Annotated in this window: 14 protein-coding genes; 7 read left to right on the top strand and 7 right to left on the bottom strand. The window is 66.6% G+C overall.

Going from position 1 to position 22,438, the window contains the following annotated elements; genetic code table 11:
- The first annotated feature begins 225 nt into the window (after positions 1 to 225).
- Positions 226 to 6,390, top strand: coding sequence for an autotransporter outer membrane beta-barrel domain-containing protein (locus tag RT614_RS17695; protein WP_313623436.1), 6,165 nt, complete (start codon positions 226 to 228; stop codon positions 6,388 to 6,390).
- An 11-nt stretch (positions 6,391 to 6,401) separates the two neighbouring features.
- Here RT614_RS17695 and RT614_RS17690 read toward each other — a convergent pair whose 3' ends face one another.
- Positions 6,402 to 7,082, bottom strand: a complete 681-nt coding sequence (locus RT614_RS17690; RefSeq protein WP_313623435.1) for a LytTR family DNA-binding domain-containing protein — start codon at positions 7,080 to 7,082, stop codon at positions 6,402 to 6,404.
- A 125-nt stretch (positions 7,083 to 7,207) separates the two neighbouring features.
- Here RT614_RS17690 and RT614_RS17685 point away from each other — a divergent pair, with 125 nt between their 5' ends.
- Positions 7,208 to 8,284 (top strand): sensor histidine kinase, encoded by a 1,077-nt coding sequence (locus RT614_RS17685; protein ID WP_313623434.1) that lies wholly within the window; start codon positions 7,208 to 7,210, stop codon positions 8,282 to 8,284.
- Between the two features lie 4 nt (positions 8,285 to 8,288).
- Here the strand turns inward: RT614_RS17685 and RT614_RS17680 are convergent, their stop codons facing one another.
- Entirely contained in the window at positions 8,289 to 8,987 is a 699-nt protein-coding gene (locus RT614_RS17680) for a response regulator transcription factor (RefSeq protein ID WP_313623433.1), read from the bottom strand.
- Positions 8,988 to 9,066: 79 nt separating this feature from the next.
- Here RT614_RS17680 and RT614_RS17675 point away from each other — a divergent pair, with 79 nt between their 5' ends.
- The 3 genes from RT614_RS17675 to RT614_RS17665 all read left to right on the top strand — a co-directional run bounded on the left by RT614_RS17675 (position 9,067) and on the right by RT614_RS17665 (position 15,682).
- Complete coding sequence (locus RT614_RS17675; RefSeq protein WP_313623432.1) at positions 9,067 to 11,106, top strand: sensor histidine kinase; 2,040 nt, start codon at positions 9,067 to 9,069, stop codon at positions 11,104 to 11,106.
- Positions 11,107 to 11,348: 242 nt separating this feature from the next.
- Positions 11,349 to 14,000: an autotransporter domain-containing protein gene (locus RT614_RS17670; RefSeq protein ID WP_313623431.1), complete on the top strand. Its 2,652-nt coding sequence runs from the start codon at positions 11,349 to 11,351 to the stop codon at positions 13,998 to 14,000.
- 158 nt (positions 14,001 to 14,158) lie between these two features.
- A complete protein-coding gene (locus tag RT614_RS17665) occupies positions 14,159 to 15,682 on the top strand; it encodes an argininosuccinate lyase (protein ID WP_313623429.1) in 1,524 nt (507 codons plus the stop codon).
- Positions 15,683 to 15,731: 49 nt separating this feature from the next.
- Here RT614_RS17665 and RT614_RS17660 read toward each other — a convergent pair whose 3' ends face one another.
- The 4 genes from RT614_RS17660 to RT614_RS17645 are packed head-to-tail and all read right to left on the bottom strand — an operon-like array spanning position 15,732 to position 20,757.
- Positions 15,732 to 16,697: a tripartite tricarboxylate transporter substrate binding protein gene (locus RT614_RS17660; RefSeq protein ID WP_313623428.1), complete on the bottom strand. Its 966-nt coding sequence runs from the start codon at positions 16,695 to 16,697 to the stop codon at positions 15,732 to 15,734.
- A 42-nt stretch (positions 16,698 to 16,739) separates the two neighbouring features.
- The gene (locus RT614_RS17655) at positions 16,740 to 17,984 is read right to left on the bottom strand and encodes a CoA transferase (protein ID WP_313623427.1); all 1,245 of its coding nucleotides are present in this window, start codon (positions 17,982 to 17,984) and stop codon (positions 16,740 to 16,742) included.
- A gap of 31 nt (positions 17,985 to 18,015) precedes the next feature.
- A complete protein-coding gene (locus tag RT614_RS17650; RefSeq protein WP_313623426.1) occupies positions 18,016 to 19,161 on the bottom strand; it encodes a MaoC family dehydratase N-terminal domain-containing protein in 1,146 nt (381 codons plus the stop codon).
- Positions 19,162 to 19,179: 18 nt separating this feature from the next.
- Positions 19,180 to 20,757: an acyl-CoA synthetase gene (locus RT614_RS17645; RefSeq protein WP_313623425.1), complete on the bottom strand. Its 1,578-nt coding sequence runs from the start codon at positions 20,755 to 20,757 to the stop codon at positions 19,180 to 19,182.
- A gap of 167 nt (positions 20,758 to 20,924) precedes the next feature.
- Between RT614_RS17645 and RT614_RS17640 the strand changes: the two genes are divergently transcribed.
- Both RT614_RS17640 and RT614_RS17635 read left to right on the top strand, forming a co-directional pair.
- The gene (locus RT614_RS17640) at positions 20,925 to 21,725 is read left to right on the top strand and encodes an IclR family transcriptional regulator (RefSeq protein WP_313623424.1); all 801 of its coding nucleotides are present in this window, start codon (positions 20,925 to 20,927) and stop codon (positions 21,723 to 21,725) included.
- A gap of 4 nt (positions 21,726 to 21,729) precedes the next feature.
- Positions 21,730 to 22,242, top strand: coding sequence for a PaaI family thioesterase (locus RT614_RS17635; RefSeq protein WP_313623423.1), 513 nt, complete (start codon positions 21,730 to 21,732; stop codon positions 22,240 to 22,242).
- A gap of 43 nt (positions 22,243 to 22,285) precedes the next feature.
- Here RT614_RS17635 and RT614_RS17630 read toward each other — a convergent pair whose 3' ends face one another.
- Positions 22,286 to 22,408, bottom strand: a complete 123-nt coding sequence (locus RT614_RS17630; protein ID WP_313623422.1) for a putative transporter small subunit — start codon at positions 22,406 to 22,408, stop codon at positions 22,286 to 22,288.
- Positions 22,409 to 22,438 lie beyond the last annotated feature (30 nt).

Here is a 22,438-nt window from a genome sequence, read left to right as displayed (position 1 = left end):
TCGCAAATCGTGTAGCGCCGCAGGGCGCAGACCTCGGCTGGTTCGCAGACTTTTGTTACGTGACGGCCGAGAAATTATCGACATTTAATTTCCTACATGCTGCTTCAGTGCTTTTTGTCGACCCGAAACGACGTTTCGTCGAAAAAAAGCAGTCTCTCATCCGTGCGCCGATAAAAATCGACACGTCTTCGATGCGGCCTATTGGCTGCCTGCCAAGGATGAGAAATGAAGAAGTTGACCGTGAAGCCGCCCGCGCGCACGGGCGTTGCGATTCTGCTGGGCCAGGCCGGCCTGTTGCTGACGCAACCCGCGTTTGCCGATATCACCTGTCCGCAGCCGACGTCGTCGTCGTCCCCCACGACCTGCACCGTCGGCGCAACGGACAGCGGCAACCTGACCATCGACTACACGGGCGCCACGGGCGCCGGCAGCAACGCGGGTGGTTACGGCGGCAACTACATCGTGGTCAACAACGGCTATCTGGGACCCAACCCGCAGCAGGCGCCGCTGTTCATGCGGCTGAAAGGCGGCACGGGATCTCCCGACGGGGATAACACGGGCACGTCCGGCGGCTGGGGCGGCCTGATCGCCATCACGAACAACGAATCGGTGGAGTCCAACGCGTCTCCCGTGGAGAGCGCGCAGGGGACGGCGCCGGGCATCTGGGACGACGCCGGCGCCCAGTTCGGCATCTACGGCGCATCGGTGGGCGGGATGGGCGGCACGCCGCCCGATACGGTCATTGGCGGGGGCAATGGAGGGAATGGCGGCAACGGTTCGGCTGTCAGCATCACCAACAATGGACAGGTCGTGGTGCAGAAGCTGCCTTATGGCGGCGTGGGCATCTACGGCGCCAGCATTGGCGGCACGGGCGGCAACCAGATGAGCGATCCGAGCGGAGACCAGGTGGGGGGCAGCGGCGGCAACAGCGACGTTGTCAGCATTGCCAACAATGGCTCGGTAACCGTGTCATCGGGCAGCGCGGGACGCTACGCCTGGGGCATCGGCGCGGAATCTATCGGCGGCGCGGGCGGCCACGACAATGGTCGGGGCGGCACGGGCGGCGGCGGCAATCCGGGAGGCGTCACGCAGGTCGCCAACTTCGGCAAGGTGCAGGTCGAGGCGGACACTCCCGGCGGCTCCACCAGCAATCTCATGACGGGTGGCGTGCGCGGCTTGTACGCCACCAGCCAGGGCAACGCCGGCTTCACGTCGAACGACGGCAGCGACAACGGGGGCGCGGGCGGCGGGTTCGGATACGTGGCGGCGGTCAACTTCGGGCAGATTTCGGTTACCAGCCACTCGGTGCAGCCCCCGACCTCGTTGGAGTCCTTGTCCGGGGGCATCGTGGTGGTCGGACTGGGCGGCGATGGCGGCGGCGGCCCGAACACGGTTACCAACACCACCGGCGAGATCGGCGGAACGGGCGGGACGAGCACGGCGCTCGCCACCGCCGTGCTCAACGACGGATCCGCGCTGGTCACCAGCGGCGACTACCTGCCCGGGGTCAACGTAGTCAGCCAGGGCGGCAACGGCGGCATTGGCTATGGAACCAGCAATGGCGGCAACGGCGGCAATGGGGGCAGCGCGCAGGTGACCGTGAACGGCAGCGCCAGCATATCGACGAACGGCCTGCAGTCGCATGGCGTCGCGGTGCGCAGCTATGGCGGCGCGGGCGGCGGCCTGCATCAGAGCAGCGGCGCGATCGATTTCAAGGCGGAGAACGCGGGCGTCGGCGGCGCCGGCGGCAAGGTCGTCGTCGACACCGGCGACGCGCAGGAAGGCGTGGCGGGCGGCACGATCAAGACCCAGGGCGATTACTCGATCGGCATTCTTGCCCAATCGATGGGCGGCATCGGCGGCGCCACGTCGGGCAATTTCGAGCTGTTCGGCAACGCGGGCGCCGACGCCGGCAACGGCGGGGCCAGCGGCGCCGTCCAGGTCAACAGCCTGTCCACCATCACGACCATTGGCGCGTCGTCCCATGGCATCGTGGCGCAGGCGATCGGCGGAGGCGGCGGCACGGCGGGGCCCAGCTCGGGCATCGTCGCCGTGGGCGGAGGCGGCGGCAGCGCGGTCGCCGGCGGCACGGTGAACGTCAGCCACAGCGGGAACCTGAACACCAATGGATCGGCGTCGATAGGCATCCTGGCCCAGTCCATCGGCGGAGGCGGCGGAGACGGCGGCGCCGCCAACGGCGTGGCGGTCATCGGAGGCACCGCAGGGGGCGGAGGCGCGGGCGGATACGCCGTCGCCAGCCTGGAGGGCTTCTCGCTTCAGACCGGGGGCGATCATTCCTACGGCCTTGTCGCGCAGGCCATTGGCGGCGGTGGCGGCACCGGCGGCGCCGCTTCGGCCTATGACGACGGCGTGGGATTTTCAATGGCCGTCGCCGTGGGCGGCGCGGGTGGCAACGGCGGCGCGGGCGGCGCCGCCACGGCCAACGTGGCCAACGCGGGCGTGGTGACGAATGCGAGCGACGCGCACGGCGTGATCGTGCAATCGATCGGCGGCGGCGGTGGAGCGGGCGGCGCGTCGGTGGCGCAGGCCATGAGCGTTTCGGTTCCCGATGAGAGCGTGCCGATCGGCGTGGCGGTCAGCTTCTCGGTGGGCGGTTCGGGCGGCGGCGGCGGGGCGGGGGCCACGGCCACGGCGACGCTGGGCAACGCCGCCATCCAGACGAAGGGCGCAAATTCGCAGGGGGTGATCGTCCAGTCGATCGGTGGAGGCGGCGGCCTGGGCGGCAGCGCATCGGCTACGTCAACGGTGATCGGCACCGGCGAATCGATCGGCGGATCCCTGCAGTCTGCGCTGGGAGGCACCGGTGGCGCCGGCATGACGGGCGGCGCCGCAACGCTCGTCCTGCAGGGCAGCAGCATCGCCACCGCCGGCGATTCCGCGAATGCAATCCTGGTGCAGAGCGTGGGCGGCGGCGGTGGCGCGGGCGGCGTCGGATCGGCGACGGGGCGCAGCGTCAATACCGACGCGAACGTGTCGCTCTCCATTGCACTGGGCGGCGCCGGCAGCTCGGGCGGAGACGGCGGCGTCGCGAGCCTGACCATCGACGCCGGCAGCACGGTCAGCACGCAGGGCGACGGCGCGCGCGGCGCGCTGGTGCAATCGATCGGCGGGGGCGGCGGCGCTTCGCAGGGTGGCCAGGTCGGCCTGCAGGTGCAGGCCTCGGAAGAAGACGGCAGCACGGACGTCGAGGGCTCGGTCCAGGTCGGGCGCGGCGGCGGCGGGGGCGGCAATGGCGGCACGATCAACCTGAACAGCGGCGGGCGGGTCACCACCTACGGCGCCGATGCGGACGGCCTGCTGGCGCAGAGCATCGGCGGCTCGGGCGGCCTGGGCGGCGCGGTGGGCGGCGATAGCAAGTCGACGTCCATACCGTCGCCGGTGGATGACGCGGGCGCCACCTACAAATTCGATGTCTATGTCGGCGGCAGCGGCGGGGCGGGCGGCGCAGGTGGCGCCATCGGCAGCAGCAGCGCCCCGGCCAGCCTGGGCGGCGCCACGCAGACCTATGGCGACTATGCCGATGCCGTCGTGCTGCAATCCGTTGGCGGGGGCGGCGGAGCGGGCGGCGCTTCCACGGTGTCATCCAGCGTCTCCGTGTCCAACGTGACGCTGTCGGTCGGTGGCCGCGGCGGTGGCGGCGGGGCCGGCGGCGATATCACGGCCTGGCTCAACGACAACGGCGGCAACGGGTTCAACACCGCAGGCTATGGCGCGGCCGGCATCGTGCTGCAATCCGTCGGCGGAGGCGGCGGCATGGCCGGGTCTGGCTCGCCGCGCGCGCGTGGCCAGATGACGCTGGGCGGCGTCAGCGGCAATGGCGGCGCGGTGACAGTCACCAACGGCAGTTGGGCCAATATCGTGACTCACGGCGACAGCGCGTACGGCCTGGTCGCGCAATCGATCGGGGGCGGAGGCGGCATCGCCATGGCGGGCAGCACCGGGTCGGCCGCCAATCCGGGAGGCCAGCAGTTCGACATGACCGCGGGCAACGTCAGCGGCGATGGCGATGGGGGCGTGGTCAGCGTGACCACCGGCCTGGATCTGAACACCTATGGCGATCGTGCAATCGGCGTCGTCGCGCAGTCCATCGGCGCGGGCGGAGGCATCGCGACGGCGGGCAGCGCATACGGCGGGGGCACGATTGCCCTGGGCAGTCTGCGCAGCGGCGGTTCCGCTGGCGACGGCAGAGAGGTCATGTTGAACCTGAGCGGCAACCTGACCACGCGCGGCGCCGGCGCGCACGGGATCGTCGCCCAGTCGATTGGCGGGGGCGGCGGGATCGTTGGCGACGTGTCACAAGCCATTCAGCTCAATCCCGGAGGCTTTGTCAGGCCGTCGATTCCGAACACCTATGAATCCGGAAACGGGCGAGCGGTGAGCGTTTCCTTCGATGGCAACCTCATCGTCAGCGGCGCGAACGCACATGGCATCGTGGCGCAGTCGATCGGCGGGGGCGGCGGGCTGGCAGGCGGCCCGCAGGGCGGCTATGCGGGATCCACCCTGGTAAGCGGAAACTCCAGCGTCGTCGCGGTCACGCAGTCGGGTGTGCTACAGGCCACCGGCGCGGGCGCGGCGGGCATCTTTGCGCAAAGCGACGGGGTCGTCTATCCGGCGCCGGCCGTCGTCACGATCAACGGGCAGGTCCAGGGCGGATCGGGATCCGGCAGCGGCGTCTGGATCAGTTCGGGCTTCGAAAACCACCTGACCGTGAACGCTACGGGCTCGCTGAGCGCGCTGTCGGGCGTTGCGGTCCGCTACGACGGAAGAAACTACACAACCAGCGGTTCCGTGTTGAACATCGACAACTACGGCACGGTATCCGGCAACTTCCAGTGCAAGAGCGAAAATCCTCTTCCCGCCTGCACCTTTAACAACCAGGCAGGCGCACTGGCCACCGACGCCACCGCCTACGATGCGCACGTCCGCAATGACGGGCTGATCGTGATCGGCAAGCCCGGCCAGTTCCAGACGCTGGCCGTGCGCGGCAACCTCACGCAGTCCGGCAGCGGCGTGCTGCGCGCCGACGTGGACTTCGATGGCTTGCGGTCGTCGCGCATGGTCGTCGAGGGCGACGCGGATCTGGCGGGCGGCATGGATGTGCTGCCGCAGGCCTTGCTGCCCAATCGCGAACTTCTCGTGCTGACGGTTCAGGGCAATTCGAAAGGGGCGCTTGCCGCGGTGGACAGCCCGGTCTTTGACTACGAAACACGCCAATCCGGCCGGGATACCCACATCCGTGTCGAAGCGGCGGACTTCAATGCGCCGTCCATGGATCTGAAATCCAACCAGCGCCAGGTGGCTGGCAATCTGCAACGCATCTGGGACGCGGGCGGCAATTCAGCGCTGGCGCCGCTGTTCGCGCAACTGGACCTGGCTTCGCGTCAGGGCGCCAGCGCCTATCGCGACAGCGTGGCCAATCTGTCGCCGGGGGTGACGCTGGCTCCTGCCGTGCAATCGGCATCCAACCTGGCGCAGTTCACTGGCGCAATGATGTCCTGCCCGGTGTTCAGCGGCGCGGATGCGATGACCGGCGAGGGCAATTGCTTTTGGGGTCAGGTGAGCGGACGCGCGACTGATCAGGAGGCTAGCCGGGGCATCTCGGGCTTTGACTACGACACCGTGACATACCAGTTCGGCGGCCAGCGAGAAGTCAGTCCCGGCTGGTTCCTCGGTGGCTCCTTCGCCTATGAAAACAGCCGCGTGCGCGCGCACGACGGCGGCGTCAGCGGTGATGGCGACAGCGGCTACGCGGGCGTCGTGCTCAAGCGCGAAGCGGGACCGTGGGTGTTTTCGGCGGCGCTGGGCGGCGGTTACGGCGGCTACAGCATGGACCGCAACATCGACATCGCGGGCTACCAGGAAAGCCTGTCCAGCCGGCCCGACGTCTATGGCTTCAACGCGCGCCTGCGCGCTGCCCGGACGTTCGTGCACGGCAGCATGTACGTCAAACCCTATGTGGATCTGGACTTCAGCTACAGCCGGATGCCGGGCTACACGGAGTCGGGCTCCAATCCGCTGGCGCTGTCGGTCGACAGCAGCGACAACTTCATCATGGGCGTGTCGCCCATGATCGAAGTCGGCGGCCGCGCGGAATTGGGCAATGGCGCGCTGCTGCGCCCCTTCCTGTACGCGGGCGCGTCCTTCCTGTCGCAGGACGATTGGACGTCCAGCGCACGACTGCGTGGCGCGCCGGCGGGAACAGGATCGTTCGATACGTCGCTGCCCATCGACGACGTGGTCGGCAAGGTGGGTGCGGGCCTGCAGGTCATGAACGCGGGCGGCGTGGATTTCCGGCTGCAATATGAAGGCCAGTTCTCGCAGCATGTTCGCAGCAACAGCGCCGCGCTGAAGGTGTCGATGCCGTTCTGAACGCCGCGCGCCTAGGCCAGCGCGCGCCGCAAGCGCAGCGAGGCCACGCGGCCCAAGACGATGGGCTCGACCCCATTGTTGAAGCACACCTCGGTCTGCGCGCCGGGCCGCTGTTCCAGGTGGGAAATATGTTCGAGATTGATGATGATGGACCGGGACAAGGCGCAGAACGGGGGGCTGGGCAATTGCGCCGCCAGACGCTTGAGCGTGATGTGCATCAGTTCGTTCGCGTAGGCGGCGCTGCACAGTCGCACGTAGTCCCCCTGCGCCTGCACGACCGTCAATTCCTGCACTTTGACAAGCCGCGTCCCCGTCCGGGTGCGCATCGAAAGATAACCATTGGCGCGAGGCCGCAGGCGCGCCAGCGTCTGAGTCAGCCGGTCCGGCGAAACGGGCTTGAGCAGGTAGTCGACCGCTTCGACATCGAAGGCGCGGGCGGCGTAGCCGTCATGCGCGGTGACGAACACGACGGAAGCGGTGCTTTGCCGGTCTTCAAGCAAATCGAAGCCCGTGCCGCTGGCCAGTTCGATGTCCAGAAAGATGGCGTCCGGGTTGTGGTCATGGATGAGCCTGCGTGCCTGGTCGATCGACGCCGCCTCGCCGGCGACCTGGACCGCGGGGGCGGCTTCGAGCAGCCGGCGCAGATAACGCCGGGCGGGGGCTTCGTCGTCGATGATCAGCACGCGCAGCATGGTTCTCTCGGGCAGCAAAGTGGGGCGAGTGTATTCTTTCGGTCCGATCCGCGGGTAAATATAAGGCCATCCGCGACGACGGTGGAACCCGCCGTCCGCGCCCGGCCGTTTCGGGTGGAGTGTGCATGATCTGGACTTCGATCGGCCGGGAATTGAGCCAGGGAGAATCTGCTCCGGGGTTTTGGCGCGCCCAGGCCGTGGGCTGGATATTCCTGGCCATCGTCGGGTACTTCATCCGGCTGACGGTGTACGGCAACGCCGTCGCGGCCTTCTGGCTGACGCTGGCGCTGGAGCCGCTGGCGTTTGCCCTGACCAGCCTGGCTGCCACCCTGCACGGCCGCCTGCCCGCCACCGCGCGCGATCCGGTCAAGGTGCTGGCCGGCGCCGTCTTGCTGTGCGTGGCCGCCTCGACGCTGCTGGCCGCCATCGCCTACGCCATCAATCATCTGTTCCTGGCCGGGATCCGCGAGATCCCCGGCAATCAGTATTGGCTGGGTTTCATCTATTACATGGGGATCCTGTCCATCTGGACGCTGATCTACTTCGGCGTGTCGGCCGAACTGGCCGCGCGCACCGAGCGCCTGCAGAAGATGAAAGCCGAGACCCGCTCGCTGAAGCTGGAGCTGGAGCACTTGCAGCTACAGGTCGAGCCGCACTTTCTTTTCAACGCGCTCAATACGATCGTCGCCGAGATCGCGGACCGGCCTGCCGTGGCCGAGGAGATGACGCGGCGCCTGGCGGAATACCTGCGCTATTCGCTGGACCGGCGCGGGCGCGGGCTGTGCCGGCTGGAAGAAGACATTGAAGCGGCGCAGGCCTACATACGCATCCAGGCGCTGCGATTCGAAAGAAAGCTGGAATGCCGCTGCCAGGTCGATCCCGCCACGCTGAAGATGCACATCCCGCACATGACGCTGCAGGGGCTGGCTGAAAACGCGATCAAGCACGGCATGCGTTGCGAGCATGACCGGTTCGTGATCCACATCCGTACGCGGCTGCAGGGCGGCGCGCTGGTCATCGAGGTGAACAACCCCGGCGAATTGCAGGCGCCTTTTGACCGGGTGGAAAGCAATGGCGGCCTGGGCAATCTATGTCGGCGCCTGGAATTGCGCTATCCGGACCGGTACGAGTTTTCGCTGGATCAACGCGGCGAACTGACCGTGGCGCAGATCCGGCTGCAGGGCGAGCCCGCGCCGCTGTAGCGCATCAGCCCTGCACGCGAGCCGGTTGATAAAAGCAGTATCCGCTGCTGCGCAGTGTCTTCACGGGCAGCGTCTGCCCGCTCAGCGCTTCCACGCGGCGGCGCAGGCGGCGCATCTGTGTGTCCAGGCGGCGCTGGTCGTATTCCAGGTAGTCCGCGCCCAGCGCTTCGATGATCTGCCTGCGGCTGATGTTCTCGCCCGGCTGGCTCATCAGGCAATGCAACACCGTCAGGTCCTGCTGCGACAGCGGCATGGCTGCGGCGCCCGGGATGTGCAGCCGGCGCGGGCCGACTTCCAGCAGCCAGTTCGGGGGCGGCGTGTCCACGCCCGGTAGCGGCAGGCCCAGGCGACGTACAAGCGCCGCAAGCGTGGCGGCCAGCTCGTCCAGGTCGCAGCCCTTGCCCAGGTAGTGGTCGGCGCCCATGCCCAGGCCCGAAATCCGGTCGCGGCCGGTCTGGCGCGCGCTGAACACGATGATGCCGACCTGCTGGCCTTCCTGGCGCAGACGTTGGATGAGGTCCAGGCCGCAGCCGTCCGGCAGGCCGATGTCGATGACGGCCAGATGATGACGGTCAGGTTCGAAACGCTGGTCGAATTCCTGAAGGCTGGAGACGCACGTTGGCGCGTATCCCAGTTCTTCAAGAAACTCGCCAAGCTCCTGGCGCAGTACGGGTTCGTCCTCGAGCAGTATCACTTCAGGCATGGGATGCCTGCGGGATGCAGCGTTTGGGGCTGGTGTAATCTGCCGGGTTGCACGGAAATGCTGCGTAGATCGCGACTTGATGAAACGGGAATATTACTCCAGGGCAGGGCTGTGGCTGGCGCTGCTGGCTTGCCTTGTCGCAGGCCTGCTGGCCACGGCCGGGCAGGCGCGCGCCGAGCCCCTGCGCCTTGACGCGGTGGATCGGGTTGAGGACGCCGGCGGCCATCTGGAGCGCCTGGTCGACCCTGACGGGACGCTTGACGTCGCGGGCGCCGCGGCCGCGGAAGGCTGGACGGCGCTGCCCGGCAATCTGAGCGCCGGCTTCACGCCCGCCACGATCTGGCTGCGGCTGCCCCTGCAGGTGGACAAGGTCATGCAGGGCGGATGGATGCTGCGCCTGAGCAATTCGCTGCTGGACGACGTGCGCATCTACGTGGGTTACGACCAGAGCTGGACACTGCTGGGACGTAGCGGCGAGGACCTTGCGCGCCGGGAATGGCCGGTGGATTACCGCAGCCCCGTCGTCCAGTTCAATCCCTCGCAACCCGGGTCGTACGTGATCCTGCTGCGGCTGCAAAGCAAGAATGCGCTGGCGACCCGGCTCGAGGTCTGGCAGCGGCTGGCCTTTGACAACCAGTCGCGCCGCGAAGGCCTGCTATTCGGCCTGTACTTCGGCTTCTACCTGCTGCTGATCTGCGCGCACGCCGCATTCTGGCTGGTCACGCGGGCGCCCATGAGCGGTCTGTTCCTTGCCTATATCGGCAACTGCGTCTTCAACGAAGTGCTGTCGCTGGGGCTGGTCCAGCAGTTGACGGGCCTGCCCGTGGGCTGGAGCGACCGCCTGCTGGGCGTCGGCATCGCCGTCAGCCTGCCGGTGGCGCTGCGGATCGCCTGCCGCCAGTTGAACCTGGAAGCGCTGTACCCGCGTGCGGTGCGATGGCTCGACCGGCTGTTCTGGGGCATTGCGGTGGTCTGCTCGGGCCTGATCGTGACGGGCCATTACGCCGCCGGCATGCAGCCTATCCAGGCGCTGGCGCTGCTGGTGATCGTGGGCTTTTCGACGCTGGCGGCCTACCTGCTCAAGCGGGGCTGGCGGCCGGCGCGCTTTTTCGTGCTGGCGTTCGGGGTGTTCTACGTAAGCGTGCTGATCGCCTTTCTGCGCAACCTGGGCCTGCTGCCCGTCAACGCGTTCACGGAGTATGTTTCTACCCTGGGCACGATGCTGCACATGCTGCTGCTCAGCCTGTTCATCGTCGGCCGCTACGAACGGCAGCGGCGCATCCGGGAACTGCAGCAGGCCAACCTGGCCGCCGACCTGGCCCGCCAGCACAGCCACTGGCTGGAACGCGAGGTCGCGCTGCGAACGGCCGAAATGCAAAGCGAGATCGAACGCCGGGTGGCGCTGGAAGGCGAATTGCGCACGTCGCTGGAAAAGGAACGCCAGATGTTCGTGGAACAGCGCGAATTCGTGGCGATGGTGTCCCACGAATTCCGCACGCCGCTGGCGATCATCACCACGTCGGCCCAGCAACTAGGCCGCAATCTGGCGGCGCCGCTGGAAAAAAGCCTGGCGCGCTGCGCGAATATCCGGGACGCCGCGATGCGTCTTCTGGCCCTGGTGGACGAATACCTTACCGATGACCGCATGCGCGAGCCGCGGGCCGACCTGCGCCTGATTCAATGCGACCTGCACGAGCTGTTGGCGGATCTGGCCAGCGATTACCCGCCGGGACGGGTGCAGTGCGTCTACGAGCCGGGCGGATATGTGCTGGACTGCGATGCGGGCCTGCTGCGCATCGCCCTGCGCAACCTGTTGGCTAACGCCGACCGGCATTGCACGGAGGGCGGCGCCGTCCTGGTGGACGTGCGAGACCAGGGGGAAATGCTGCGGATCGCGGTCTCCAATCCCGGCAGCAGGATTCCACCGGCGGAAGTGGAGCGGCTGTTCCAGAAGTACTACCGGGGACAGAACGCGCTGCGGCACCCGGGAGCCGGGTTGGGGCTGTATCTGGTGAGTTCGATTGCCCAGCGACTAGGCGGGGGCGTGACGCTGGAGTCTGCGGGCGGGGACGAACCGGTGTGTTTCTGCCTGACGCTGCCGCACCCGCGAGGGGTGTGAAAGCTGGCGCTGCTTCATGATTCGCCTCCTCGGGACCAAGATTGTTGCGCAAAAGCATCTGTTTGTTTCAGTCAGGCCGGCGTAAGGCTGCATCAAAATAGTGAAAAGCGCCCCGTTTTTGGTCTAATTTCGACGATACGGCGAGAATCGCCCAAAAATTTACAAATCGCTTAGATTCGCTCAGGTTCGAGATTGCAATGATCAGTACATTTCAGACACGAAATTTACATGGTTACTACAAAATGTCTCGCCGCTTTCCGCTTACCCGTATTGCCGTTCTGCTTAGCCTGAGTGCTTCACCTTTCATTGCTCCGTCGGCCTCGGCGCAGCTCGTCGGCTATCAGCAGGATGGCACTAGCCAGCCGACGTTGACGGGCGATATCGAGAATTCGGCATTTCCAAACTTCGTGGCCATCCGGCTTTTCAACAACGCGGTTCGCGATGGGAGCATCGTCAACAGTGTATTGATGGAAGGGCGGTACGACGGTTTCAAGGCCATCTCGGTGGAGTCGGGTTCGCGCCTGACTGGTTCGATTCGTAACGAGGTTGGCGGCACGATTTACGGTGTGGAGATTTCCAGCGCCCGCATAGACGGCAGCATCGTCAACAATGGCGATATCCACGGTCAAGACATCTTCCACAGCTTCGCAGGCGGCAGCACGGGCACGGGCGCCGGTATCACGGTTACCGATGGCGGCGAGGTCGCTGGGAATATCATCAATAACCGCAATATCTATTCCGGCAACAATGGCCCCATCCTCCCGTCGAGCGGTGTGGCCGTGGAAATCACGAACAGCAGCACTGTCTTCGGGCGTATTGAAAACGACGGCAACATCTGGGGCGGTGTCGTGGTGAGCGGCGGTGCTGAAGTGACGGGCGGCATTGTCAACTCCGGCAACATCAACGCCTATGGTGGTTCTATCCTGTCCAATGGCGTCGCGGTGGACGTCGAGGGCGCCCGTTCGCCGATGCTCATCACGAACACGGGCTCCATCATTGGCGACGTGCGCCTTGGCACCTCCACGATGAACATCGATGGCGGCAGCGTCTACGGCGCCATCATCGGTGACGACGATCAGCCCAGGCTCATGGCCAGCAGCGGTGGCAGCAGCACGCTGAACATCAATACCGACTTCACGCCCCAAGGCACCATCACGGTTGGCGCCGTGAACGTCGCAGCGGGCAAGACGCTGACGCTTTCCGGGTCGGAGGTGAATGGCCTGCTGACGGTGAACGGCACCCTGGCCGGTTCCGGCAACGTGGGCACGACGATCCTGGAATCGGGTGCGACGCTGTCGCCGGGCTCCGCGAAATCGTCGAGCCACATCATGATGGCGACCCTGGCGCCAACTGCCGCGATTTCGATCAGCCCCATCGCGGCGCCGATCGGCAACCTTACGGTGAACGGCGACCTCACCTTCAACAAGGGCTCGACCTACCGGGTCGACGCCACGCCTGACGGCCAAAGCGACCGCGTGAACGTCACCGGCACGGCCAATCTGGCGGGCTCCGTGGTGCACGTCGGTTCGGGTGGCACGTATGCGGCTTCGACCAACTACACCATCCTGTCGGCCGGCAGCTTGAACGGCAACTTCGACAGCGTGTCCAGCGACCTGGCCTACCTGCAACCGAAGCTGAGCCACCAGGACAACGATGTCGTGCTGTCGCTCGACATGAAGCAGGTGTCCACTGAGCCGGATTCCAAACCCATCGACAACGGCGGCAACACCGGCGGCGAAACCCGCCCCATCGAATTCGCTGACCTGGCCACGACCGGCAACCAGCGTTCGGCGGCGAAGGCCGTGCAAACCCTGCCCAAGAACAGCTCGCTGTACACGCGTGTTCTGAACCTGCCCAACGGCGCCCCGGCCGGCGTGTTCGCCGACCTGTCCGGCGAATCCTTCGGCAGCAGCGTGTCCGCGATGCAGAATGTCAGCAACAACGTGGCAAGCCTTCCCACCGCCCAGTTGCGCGCCAACATGAACGCCGGCTTCCTGCCTGGCCCCGCCACGGCTCAGGTCGGCCGCGGCGACGCCTCGATGCTGCCGCGCTCCGCCGCGCAGCCGATGTGGGCGCAGGTGTTCGGCAACTGGCGCACGATGGACGGCAACGGCAACGTCGCCCAGTCCCGTGAACGCGATGTCGGCATCTTCGTCGGCGGCGATCACGGCGTGGGCAATGGCTGGCGCCTCGGTGGCGCGTTCGGCTACACCGACAGCCGCATCACCGTGGACGACCGTTCCGCGAAGTCCGACGTGAACAGCTACAGCGCGATCCTCTACGGCGGCAAGTCGTTCGAAGCCGGCTCGGGCAAGATCAACTTCACCGCCGGCGTGGCCTACACGTGGCACGACATCGACAGCAAGCGCAACATCAACGCGGCTGGCGAGCGTCAGGAACTGAAGGCTGACTACAGCGCCAGCACCGGCCAGATCTTCACCGACGTGGGCTACTCCATCCCGCTGACCGACCGCATCACCCTCGAGCCCTTCGTTGGCGCGGACTTCAGCGACCTGCGCACCCGCGGCTTCTCGGAGTCGGGCGGCGACGCCGCGCTCAGCGGCAAGAGCAGCACCAACAACGTGGGCACGACCACGCTGGCCCTGCGCGCGCAGACCACCTTCGACGTGAAGGACACCGCCGGCCGCCTGCGCGGCATGCTGGGATGGCGCCATGCCTACGGCGACGTCAATCCGGAAGCCACGATGTCGTTCGACGGCAGCCAGCCGTTCACCGTGGCGGGCAACCCGCTGGCGCGTGATGCGGCCGTCATGGAAGTGGGCGTGGATCTGGCGATGAGCAAGAACGCCACCCTGGGCCTGGCCTACTCGGGCCAGTTCGGCGACGGCAACCGCCAGAACACCGGCACCGTGAACGTGAGCTGGCGCTTCTAGGGCGATCCGCCTCGGCGCTTTCGCAAAAAGCTGGCCTCTTCGGAGGCCAGCTTTTTTTTCGCGGCGGCAATTTTCAGCCGGCGCCTTGGTGCAATACAGGATGTCCCCCGCAAAGGGGCTTCGATACACTGTCCGCCCACCCCTATAACGAGAACGCCATGAGACAGTTTCTTCCCACGCTGGGCGCCGCCCTGGTGCTATCCCTGGCCGGCAACGCCGCCGCCGCGCAACAGTCCCCGCCCCGCGATCCATTCTTCTGGCTGGGCGAGATGAACAAGGCCACCACCGTCATCAACACGGACGAAGGGTTGCTGGACAAGTCCATGGCGCCGCGACTGGCGGCCGGCGTGGCCAAGGTCATCAGCGACGGCAACCAGCCAGGCGCCAAGCGGCCGGCTACCGTCATCACGTTCGAGCCCTTGCTGATCAAGGCCGCGGGCGAAGACATCACCCTGCTGCACGCGGGCCGTTCCAGCCAGGACATGCACGCCACCTATCGCAGCGCGATCCTGCGCGACAAGCTGCTGGAACTGGCGGACCAGCTCAACGCCACGTCCACGACCCTTGTCGAGCTGGCGGCCAAGCATGCCGGCACCATCGTCCCCAACTACACGAACGGCGTGGCCGCGCAACCCAACAGCTATGGACACTACCTGCTGGGCCAGGCGGCGGGTCTGGCGCGCGATGCACAGCGCATCCGCGAAGCCTACGTGCGCATCGATCGCTCGCCCATGGGCACCACCGTGCTGAACGGCACGAGCTGGCCGCTGGACAGGAAGCGCATGGCGCAATACCTGGGCTTCTCGGCGCTGGTCGACAACGCCTACGACGCCTCGCAGATTTCGTCGATGGATCAACCGGTCGAGGTCGCGTCCATCGTCACCAGCATCGCGCTGCGCACCGGCAACTTCGTCGAAGACGTGATGACCCAGTATGCGCAGTCGCGCCCGTGGATCCTGCTGGAAGAGGGCGGCGGCAACACCTACGTGTCCAGCGCCATGCCGCAAAAGCGCAATCCGGGCTTGCTGAACGACACGCGCAGCGATGCGTCCACGGCGGTGACGCTGGCGATGGGCCCGGTCCTGCAGACGCACAACATCACGCCCGGCATGAGCGACCCCAAGGACGTAAAGCAAAACTCCGCGATGGTCGACAGCGGCATCTCCGCGCTGAAGCGCTGGGACCGCGTGCTGAAGGCCATGGTCATCAGCCCCGACCGCGCGCTGGAAGAGCTGAACAGCGACTGGACCGCATCGCAGGAACTGGCCGACGTGCTGATGCACAAATACAAGCTGCCATTCCGCGCAGGTCACCACTTTGCGTCGGAAGTCGTGTCGTACGCCAAGACCAACAACATCAAGCCGCTGGACTTCCCGTACGAACAGGCGCGGCGCATCTATGCCGACGCCATGAAGGATTCGAAGTACGGCACGGATCTGCCCATGAGCGAAGCGGAGTTCCGCTCGACGCTGGACCCGGTGGCCATCGTGAAGAACCGCGCCACCAGCGGCGGTCCGCAGCCCAAGGAAATGGACCGCATGATCAAGGAAGCGCGCGAACAGCTTGCCGCGCAGGACAAATGGATCAAGGAACGCCGCGCCCACATCCGCGATTCACTGGCGGAACTGGACAAGAAATTCGACGCGCTGGTGGCCAGCGCGCCGAAGGAAAAGGCCCAGTGATCCGGAGCGGAAATGCCGTGGGCGGCATTTCCGCGTGACGCGGGGTGTCTTATTCTGCCTTCAGTCCCGCCTGCTCGATCAGCGGCTGCCATTTCAGCCGTTCGCTGCGGGCGAACGACGCCAGCTCGTCGGGCGTGCCGCCGCCCGGCTCGTGGCCCAGGTCCAGCAGCTTCTGCCGCACCTCGGGCCGCGCCAGGATCTTCGCCAGGTCTTCGTTCAGCCGCTTCACGGCGGCCGGGGGCGTGCCCTTCGGCGCATACAGGCCGTTCCAGGCGATGACCTGGAAGCCGTCCAGCCCCTGACCGGCCACGGACGGCACGCCCGGCAGCAGGGCCGATTCCTTCAACGAGGTCACTGCCAGCGGGCGCAGCTTGCCGCTGGTGATGAACGAGCGCGCGGCGCTGACGGTGTCGATGCCTACCTGCACCTGGCCGCCCAACAGATCGGTCGTGGCGGTGGCCGAACCCTTGTAGGGGATGCCCCGGATGCTGGTCACGCCTTGCTTCTTGAGCAGTTCGTAGACCAGGCGGGCGGTGGTGCTGGGCATGCCCACGTTGACGCTGTCCGGCTTCGCCTTGGCTGGATTGCGCAGGTCGGCCAGGCTGGCGTAGGGCGAGGCCGGCGTGGTCAACAGCACCATGGGAAACGAGCTGACCAGCATGACCGGCGTGAAGTCCTTCTCGGGATCGAAGGAGGTGGACGTATACATGTACTGATTCAGCACGTGCGTGCCATTGGTGCCCATCAGCAGCGTGTAGCCATCGGGCGCGGCGCGCGCGGCCTCCGAGGCGCCGATGTTGCCGCCCGCGCCCGGGCGGTTTTCCACGATGAAGGGCTGGCCCAGGTCGCGGGCCAGGTATTCGGCCAGGTAGCGGGCGGCGACGTCGGTGCCCTGGCCGGCCTGGTAGGGCACGATGATCTTGACGGGTTTGGAGGGATAGCTGTCGGCGGCCGCGGCGGGCTGCGCAAACAGCAGCGGCGCCGCAAGCGCGGCGATAAGGCGTAGTGTCTTCATGGTGGTCTCCTCGATTTTTTATTTGGCTGCATCGGGTTGCGGCTAGGGCTTCGGAGGAGGCCAGCGCGGCAGGATGCCCTGTTCCTTGAGCGCCGCGATTTGTGATTCGCCGAGGCCGGCCTCCCGGAGGACCTCGTCGGTGTGCTGTCCGTAGGCGGGCGGCAGCCGGCGCACGCGCGCAGGCGCCTGCGACAGCCGGACCGCCGGCCCGATGCCGTGGTAGCCGTCGCGGTCGACGCGCATGCCGCGATGGGCGGTGTGCGCCTGCGCAAAGGCTTCCGGCACGCTGTTGACGGGGCCGGCGGGCACGCCAAGCCGCATCAGGTCCGCGCACAATGTTTCGCGCGGGCGGGACGCCAGGGCATGCTCGATCGCGTCCCGCAATGCATCGCGGTTTTCCAGCCGCGACCGGTTGGTGGAAAACCGCGCGTCCTCCGGCAGCGACGCCAGGCCCGCGTAATCGCAGAACCGGCGGAACTGGCGGTCATTCACGACGCCCAGGAAGATCTCGCCATCGCTGCAGGCATAGCGGTCGTAGGGAGCGATGTTGGGGTGCGCGCTGCCCAGCAGGCCGGGCGCCTGCCCGGTGTGCATCCAATTGGCGGCATGCGGCACCAGCAGGCTTAGCGCGGTGTCGAACAGGGTGACCTCGACCCGCTGTCCCAGTCCGGTGCGCGCCCGGTGGTACAGCGCCAGCAGGATGCCGGACTGCGCGGTATAGCCGGTCAGGTGGTCGACGATGGGCACGCCGATACGCGTGGGGCCGCTGGCCGGATCGCCATTGACGCTCATCAGTCCGCACATGGCCTGCAGCACGGCGTCGTAGCCGGGCAGACCGCCCAGCGGGCCGTCTTCGCCAAAGCCCGAGATCGAGCAGTGGATAAGTTGGGGGAAGCGGGGCTTCAGGTCCGCCTCGTAATCCAGTCCCCACTTGGCCATCGTGCCCGGGATGTAGTTCTCGATCAGGACGTCGGCGTCTTCCAGCAACGCAAAAAGCACGTCGCGCCCCGCGGGTTGGGACAGATCCAGCCCGATGGCGCGCTTGCCCCGGTTGACGGCGGTGAAGTAGGCCGCGGCGCCGTCCTCGTTGACCGGCGGCCCCAGGCTGCGGGTCTCGTCGCCGCCGGGGGGTTCCACCTTGATCACGTCCGCGCCCTGGTCGGCCAGCATCTGCGAGCATAGCGGCCCGGCCAGGACGCGGGACAAGTCGATGACGCGCAGGCCTTCCAGCGCGCCCCGGGCAGGGGCGGCGGGGCCGGGTGCAGCATGTTCCGATGAATCAGACATCGCCCACCTCGATTTGGGGGATTGCCGCCGGTCAGGCGCGGGTAGGCAATTCGACCACGCCGGAACCCAACACGGAAAGCTCGTCGTCCTGGTTGCGCGCTTCCTGTTCGATTTCGACCAGATGGCGGCCGTCTTCCACATACTTGCGCACCACCTTGCCCTTGAAGAACAGCATGTCGCCCTCGGGGTTGTGACGGCGGATCTTGCAGGTGGACTTGCGCAGGAAGCCCGCGTCGCCCATCCAGTTGGTCAGGTGATGCGTCAGCCACGAGTTGCGCTCGGGGCCGTAGTCGTACGCGCCCGGGGCGCCCACTTCCAGCGCGAAGTCTTCTTCCCAGTGCACGCGCTCGGGCACGTCCGGAATGCCGAAGCGGTTGGTGATGCCCACGCCGGGGTGCGCGTCGATCAGTTGCCACGCCAGCTTGTTGGCGCGGATGTACAGGCCGCCCCAGCCCTGCGCGTAGGCGATGAAGCCCGTCACCGTCATCGGACCCTTGAACATCACGGGCAGCTCGTCGCCTTCCTTCACGTCTTCCCAATAGCGGGGCGTGGCCCCGCGCACTTCTTCCTGCGCATATAGCTTGTAGGCTTCCTTGATTTCCTCCGGGCTGTAACGGCGCGGCTCGCGGGCGCGCACTTCCTTGTACTTGCTGCCCTGTTCGCGAGCGTGGTCGCGTTCGGTGCGGAAGCACCAGCTATCGGCCTCGGCGACCTTGTCGCCGTCCTGGTTGAAGAAGTCCACGTGGTAGATCTGCTGCACGGCGCGGCCGGCAAAGCGCGTCTGGTGTTCGATCAGGTTCTTCAGGTGCGCTTCGGTCGAGATGGTGTCGTTGCGCTTGACCGTCTTGTGCCACGTCCAGTCGGCGCCGGACCACATGGCATGCACGCCGGGCAGGCCGCCCACGTAGCCGGACACGATGCGGCTGGTGGCGAACAGGAAGCTGGGCAGGGCAATGATGCCGCCGTGCTGGGTCTTGGCCGCGTACTCCGGGTCCGACCACAGGGGATTGTCGTCGCCGATGCCGTGGGCGTAGTGGCGGATGTTGTCGCGCGTGGCCTCGTAGCACCACGGCTCGGCCGTGGCGCCGATCTTGACGCCGATGCGTTCGCGCAGCTCGTCCAGCCCGCGTTCGGTGATCTTGGGGAAGCTGCGTTCGGTCTTGGTCTGGGTCAGCATGATGTCTCCTGGGGGTAGTTAGGCGTGCGCGGCGCCGGCGGACGCCGGTTGGGCGGTTGCCAGTTCTTGCTCGCGCAATTTCCTGCGATGGATCTTTCCGGCGGGTGTCTTGGGCAGTTCAGATACGAACACCACCTGCCGCGGGTACTCGTGCTGCGCCAGGCGGCTGCGCACGGCGTCCTGGATTTCCTCGACGAAGGCGTCGTCGCCGGCGCGGGCCGACACCACGAAGGCCTTGACCACCTGGCCGCGCAAGGGGTCGGGCACGCCGATCGCGGCGGCCTCGGCCACGTCGCGGTGCTTCAGGATGGCGTCTTCGATTTCAACGGCGCTCATGGTCCAGCCGGCCGAAATGATGACGTCGTCGGCGCGGCCGCCATGCCAGAAATAGCCGTCCTCGTCGACGCGTCCCAAGTCCTTGGTGGCTACCCAGGCGTCGCGGCGCCACAGCTTCAGTTCGCCGGTTTCGCCGGGCGCGCAGGGCTGGCCTTGGGCGTCCTGGACTTGCACGCGCAGTCCGGGCACCGGTTTTCCCAGCGAGCCGGCCTTGACCTTGAAATCCGGGGCGCCGGGGTAGTTCACCAGGCACACGCCGATTTCGGTGGTGCCGTACATGCTGCAGACGGGCCGGCCGAAGGTCGCTTCCACGAAAGCCGACGTCTCGCTGTCTATCGGTTCGCCGGTGAAGGACACCTTGTCCAGTTTGTAGCGATAGCGATCCGCCGCGCCGCTGTTGCGCATCATCCGGTAGTGCGTGGCGGCGGCCGAGATGTTGTTGAAGCCGTGATCCTGCAGAGCCTGCAGCAGGCGTTCGGCATTGAACTTGCCGGCATAGGCGCCGATGGTCACGCCCATGGCAAGCGGCGCCAGCGTGCCGTGCCACAGGCCGTGGCCCCAGGCGGGCGACGACGGGCACATGAAGCGGTCGCCGGGGCGCACGCCGGTGCCGTACAACGCCGCCAGCATCAGCGTCACCAATGCGCGGTGCGTGTGCTTGACGGCATCGGGCAGTTCGCGGGTGGTGCCGGACGTGTACTGGAAGATCGCCAGGTCGTCGGCGCGCGTCCGGCAGTCGTACCGGGTCGGGTAACCGCCCAGCGTCCCGATGAACGCGTCGTCGGCAATGACGACGCGCATGTCGTCGCCACCGGCGGCCAGCGGCGCCTTTTCGGCGTTGGTGACCAGCATGCGCGGCTGGCAGTCCTGAACCCGCAGGCGGATGCCGTCCGGCCCGAACAGCGTGAAAAGCGGCACGGCGATGGCGCCCATCTTCATGGCGCCGAACATGGCCACGTAGAAGGGAAGGGAGGGTTCCAGCATCACGGCCACGCGGTCCCCGGGCTGGATGCCCTGCTCAACCAGGTAGTGCGCGAAGCGCGAGGATTCCTCGGCAATGTAGCGGAAGGAGTACGCCTCGTCCCCACCGGCTGCGCGGACCAGGATGATCGCGGGCTGCGTCTTGTGCGCATGCCGGTCGATGCATTCGTGGGCGATGTTCATGTATTCGCGGTCGCCATCGAAAAGCTCCCAGAGCTTTTCCGGCGAGCAGAGCGCCTGGGCGTCCGCGTAGGAAAGGGTTTCGGTCAGCTTCGTCATTTCGTCGCACCTGTGTGGGTCGGCAACCTGTTGAAGCGACTATGCGCGCCGCCAAATAAATTGTCAATGGCGTTTATGAATTGTATATATACAATTACGGTGTGGGCGAAACCCTGGCTTTGGCGGCTGTGCAAGGTATGCTTGCCGCAATAAAAACGGAGAACCCGATGAGTGAAACCAGTACCCCGGAAGTCGCGGCAGCCGCCGGCCCCCGCGTTCGGCCGGTTCCGGCCGTGACGCGGTCCATCGCGATCCTGCGTCTGTTGGGCAAGGGCGGCGAACCCATGACGCTGAAGGCGATATCGCAGGAGCTGGGCATGGTGACCAGCACCTGCCTGCACATTCTTCGTGTCCTGGTCGAGGAGGGGCTGGTAAAGGTCGATACCGGCGCCAAGCGCTACAGCCTGGGCGTGGGCATGCTGACGCTGGCGCGCAGCGTGATCGAAAGCAATCCCTTTCCTGCGCTGGCGCAGCCGGTGCTGGACAGGATCGCCAACGCCGCCAGCGTCACGGCCATCGGCGTCGAAGTCTCGGGCAGCGATCACATGGTGGTGCTGGCGCTGTCTCGTTCCAATGCGCCGTTCCGTTTGCATGTGGACGTGGGCAGCCGCTTTCCCGCGCTGATCAGCGCGACGGGCCGTCTGGTGGCCGCCTTTGCGGACTTGTCGGAAAAGGAACTGGAGCGCCGGTTCAAGGCCCTGCGCTGGGATCAGGCGCCCGAGTTTTCAGCATGGAAAGCCGACGTCGATGACGTGCGCCGCCAGGGCTACAGCCTGGATCGGAACAACTACATCAACGGCGTCGTCGTCATCGCCGTGCCCGTGTTCGACAGCCACAAACGGCTGACGCACGCGCTGGTGGCGGCGGGCCTGGCCGAACAGCTGGACGCGGCGCGCGTCGATTCGCTTGCGCGGGAACTGCAAGCCGAGGCAACCGGGTTATCGCAACTGCTGGCGGCAAGGAACTGAGCCGATGAATGCGCAATCCGACGTCGATCCCGTCTTGCCTGATCCGGCCTCGGCTGAACCGGCCGCGCCTGAGTCGGTCGCGCCTGAGTCCGCCGCGCCTACACCGGCCGTGCCCCAAGGATGGCGCAAGAGAGACCTGCCTGGATTCGCGGGCCTGATCGGCCCGCTGTACGTGCGCAAGGAAGCGGAAGGCTGGGCCTACGGACTCATGGCGGACGCCAATCACCTGAACCCGGCGGGCGTGGTGCACGGCGGATTGCTCACGTCGCTGCTGGACCACGGGCTGAGCGCCATTGCGTGGGAAGCGCTGGGCCGCCGCACCTGCGTGACCGTGCAGTTGGACACGCACTTCCTGGCCGCGGCGCGTGCAGGCCAGTTCCTGGAAGTGCGCGGACGGGTGGTGCGCGCGACGTCCAGCCTGGTGTTCATGCAAGGCGAATTGAGCGTCGCGGGTCGTGCGCTCGCGACGGGTGCGGCGGTGCTGAAGGTGATGGGAAGCGCGCCTTCCACGCCTTGATTCAGCAATGCGGTGGCCCCCTGCGGCGCTCGAGCGCCGAGCCTCAGATCATGGCCTTCCCGCTGCGCTTTGCCGCGCGCAGGTCTCGCCACAACGTGACGCACAGGATCGCCAGAATCGCGGCCGAAACAGCCGGCCAGACAAGAAAGTAAGCGGTCAACAACATATCCATCTCCTGGTGTGAAGGGGGGCGGGG

The organism is Achromobacter sp. (assembly GCF_032102605.1).
Taxonomy (GTDB): Bacteria; Pseudomonadota; Gammaproteobacteria; order Burkholderiales; family Burkholderiaceae_B; genus Achromobacter.
This window is presented reverse-complemented; position numbering and strand designations above follow the sequence as displayed.

What these genes read in the sequence shown, in the direction of transcription:
- RT614_RS17635 (WP_313623423.1), top strand. Translation starts at nt 21,730, where the DNA reads ATGAATGCGCAATCCGACGTCGATCCCGTCTTGCCTGATCCGGCCTCG.
- RT614_RS17680 (WP_313623433.1), bottom strand. Translation starts at nt 8,987, where the DNA reads ATGCCTGAAGTGATACTGCTCGAGGACGAACCCGTACTGCGCCAGGAG.
- RT614_RS17650 (WP_313623426.1), bottom strand. Translation starts at nt 19,161, where the DNA reads ATGCTGACCCAGACCAAGACCGAACGCAGCTTCCCCAAGATCACCGAA.
- RT614_RS17695 (WP_313623436.1), top strand. Translation starts at nt 226, where the DNA reads ATGAAGAAGTTGACCGTGAAGCCGCCCGCGCGCACGGGCGTTGCGATT.
- RT614_RS17670 (WP_313623431.1), top strand. Translation starts at nt 11,349, where the DNA reads ATGTCTCGCCGCTTTCCGCTTACCCGTATTGCCGTTCTGCTTAGCCTG.
- RT614_RS17690 (WP_313623435.1), bottom strand. Translation starts at nt 7,082, where the DNA reads ATGCTGCGCGTGCTGATCATCGACGACGAAGCCCCCGCCCGGCGTTAT.
- RT614_RS17630 (WP_313623422.1), bottom strand. Translation starts at nt 22,408, where the DNA reads ATGTTGTTGACCGCTTACTTTCTTGTCTGGCCGGCTGTTTCGGCCGCG.
- RT614_RS17645 (WP_313623425.1), bottom strand. Translation starts at nt 20,757, where the DNA reads ATGACGAAGCTGACCGAAACCCTTTCCTACGCGGACGCCCAGGCGCTC.
- RT614_RS17665 (WP_313623429.1), top strand. Translation starts at nt 14,159, where the DNA reads ATGAGACAGTTTCTTCCCACGCTGGGCGCCGCCCTGGTGCTATCCCTG.
- RT614_RS17675 (WP_313623432.1), top strand. Translation starts at nt 9,067, where the DNA reads ATGAAACGGGAATATTACTCCAGGGCAGGGCTGTGGCTGGCGCTGCTG.
- RT614_RS17660 (WP_313623428.1), bottom strand. Translation starts at nt 16,697, where the DNA reads ATGAAGACACTACGCCTTATCGCCGCGCTTGCGGCGCCGCTGCTGTTT.
- RT614_RS17685 (WP_313623434.1), top strand. Translation starts at nt 7,208, where the DNA reads ATGATCTGGACTTCGATCGGCCGGGAATTGAGCCAGGGAGAATCTGCT.
- RT614_RS17655 (WP_313623427.1), bottom strand. Translation starts at nt 17,984, where the DNA reads ATGTCTGATTCATCGGAACATGCTGCACCCGGCCCCGCCGCCCCTGCC.
- RT614_RS17640 (WP_313623424.1), top strand. Translation starts at nt 20,925, where the DNA reads ATGAGTGAAACCAGTACCCCGGAAGTCGCGGCAGCCGCCGGCCCCCGC.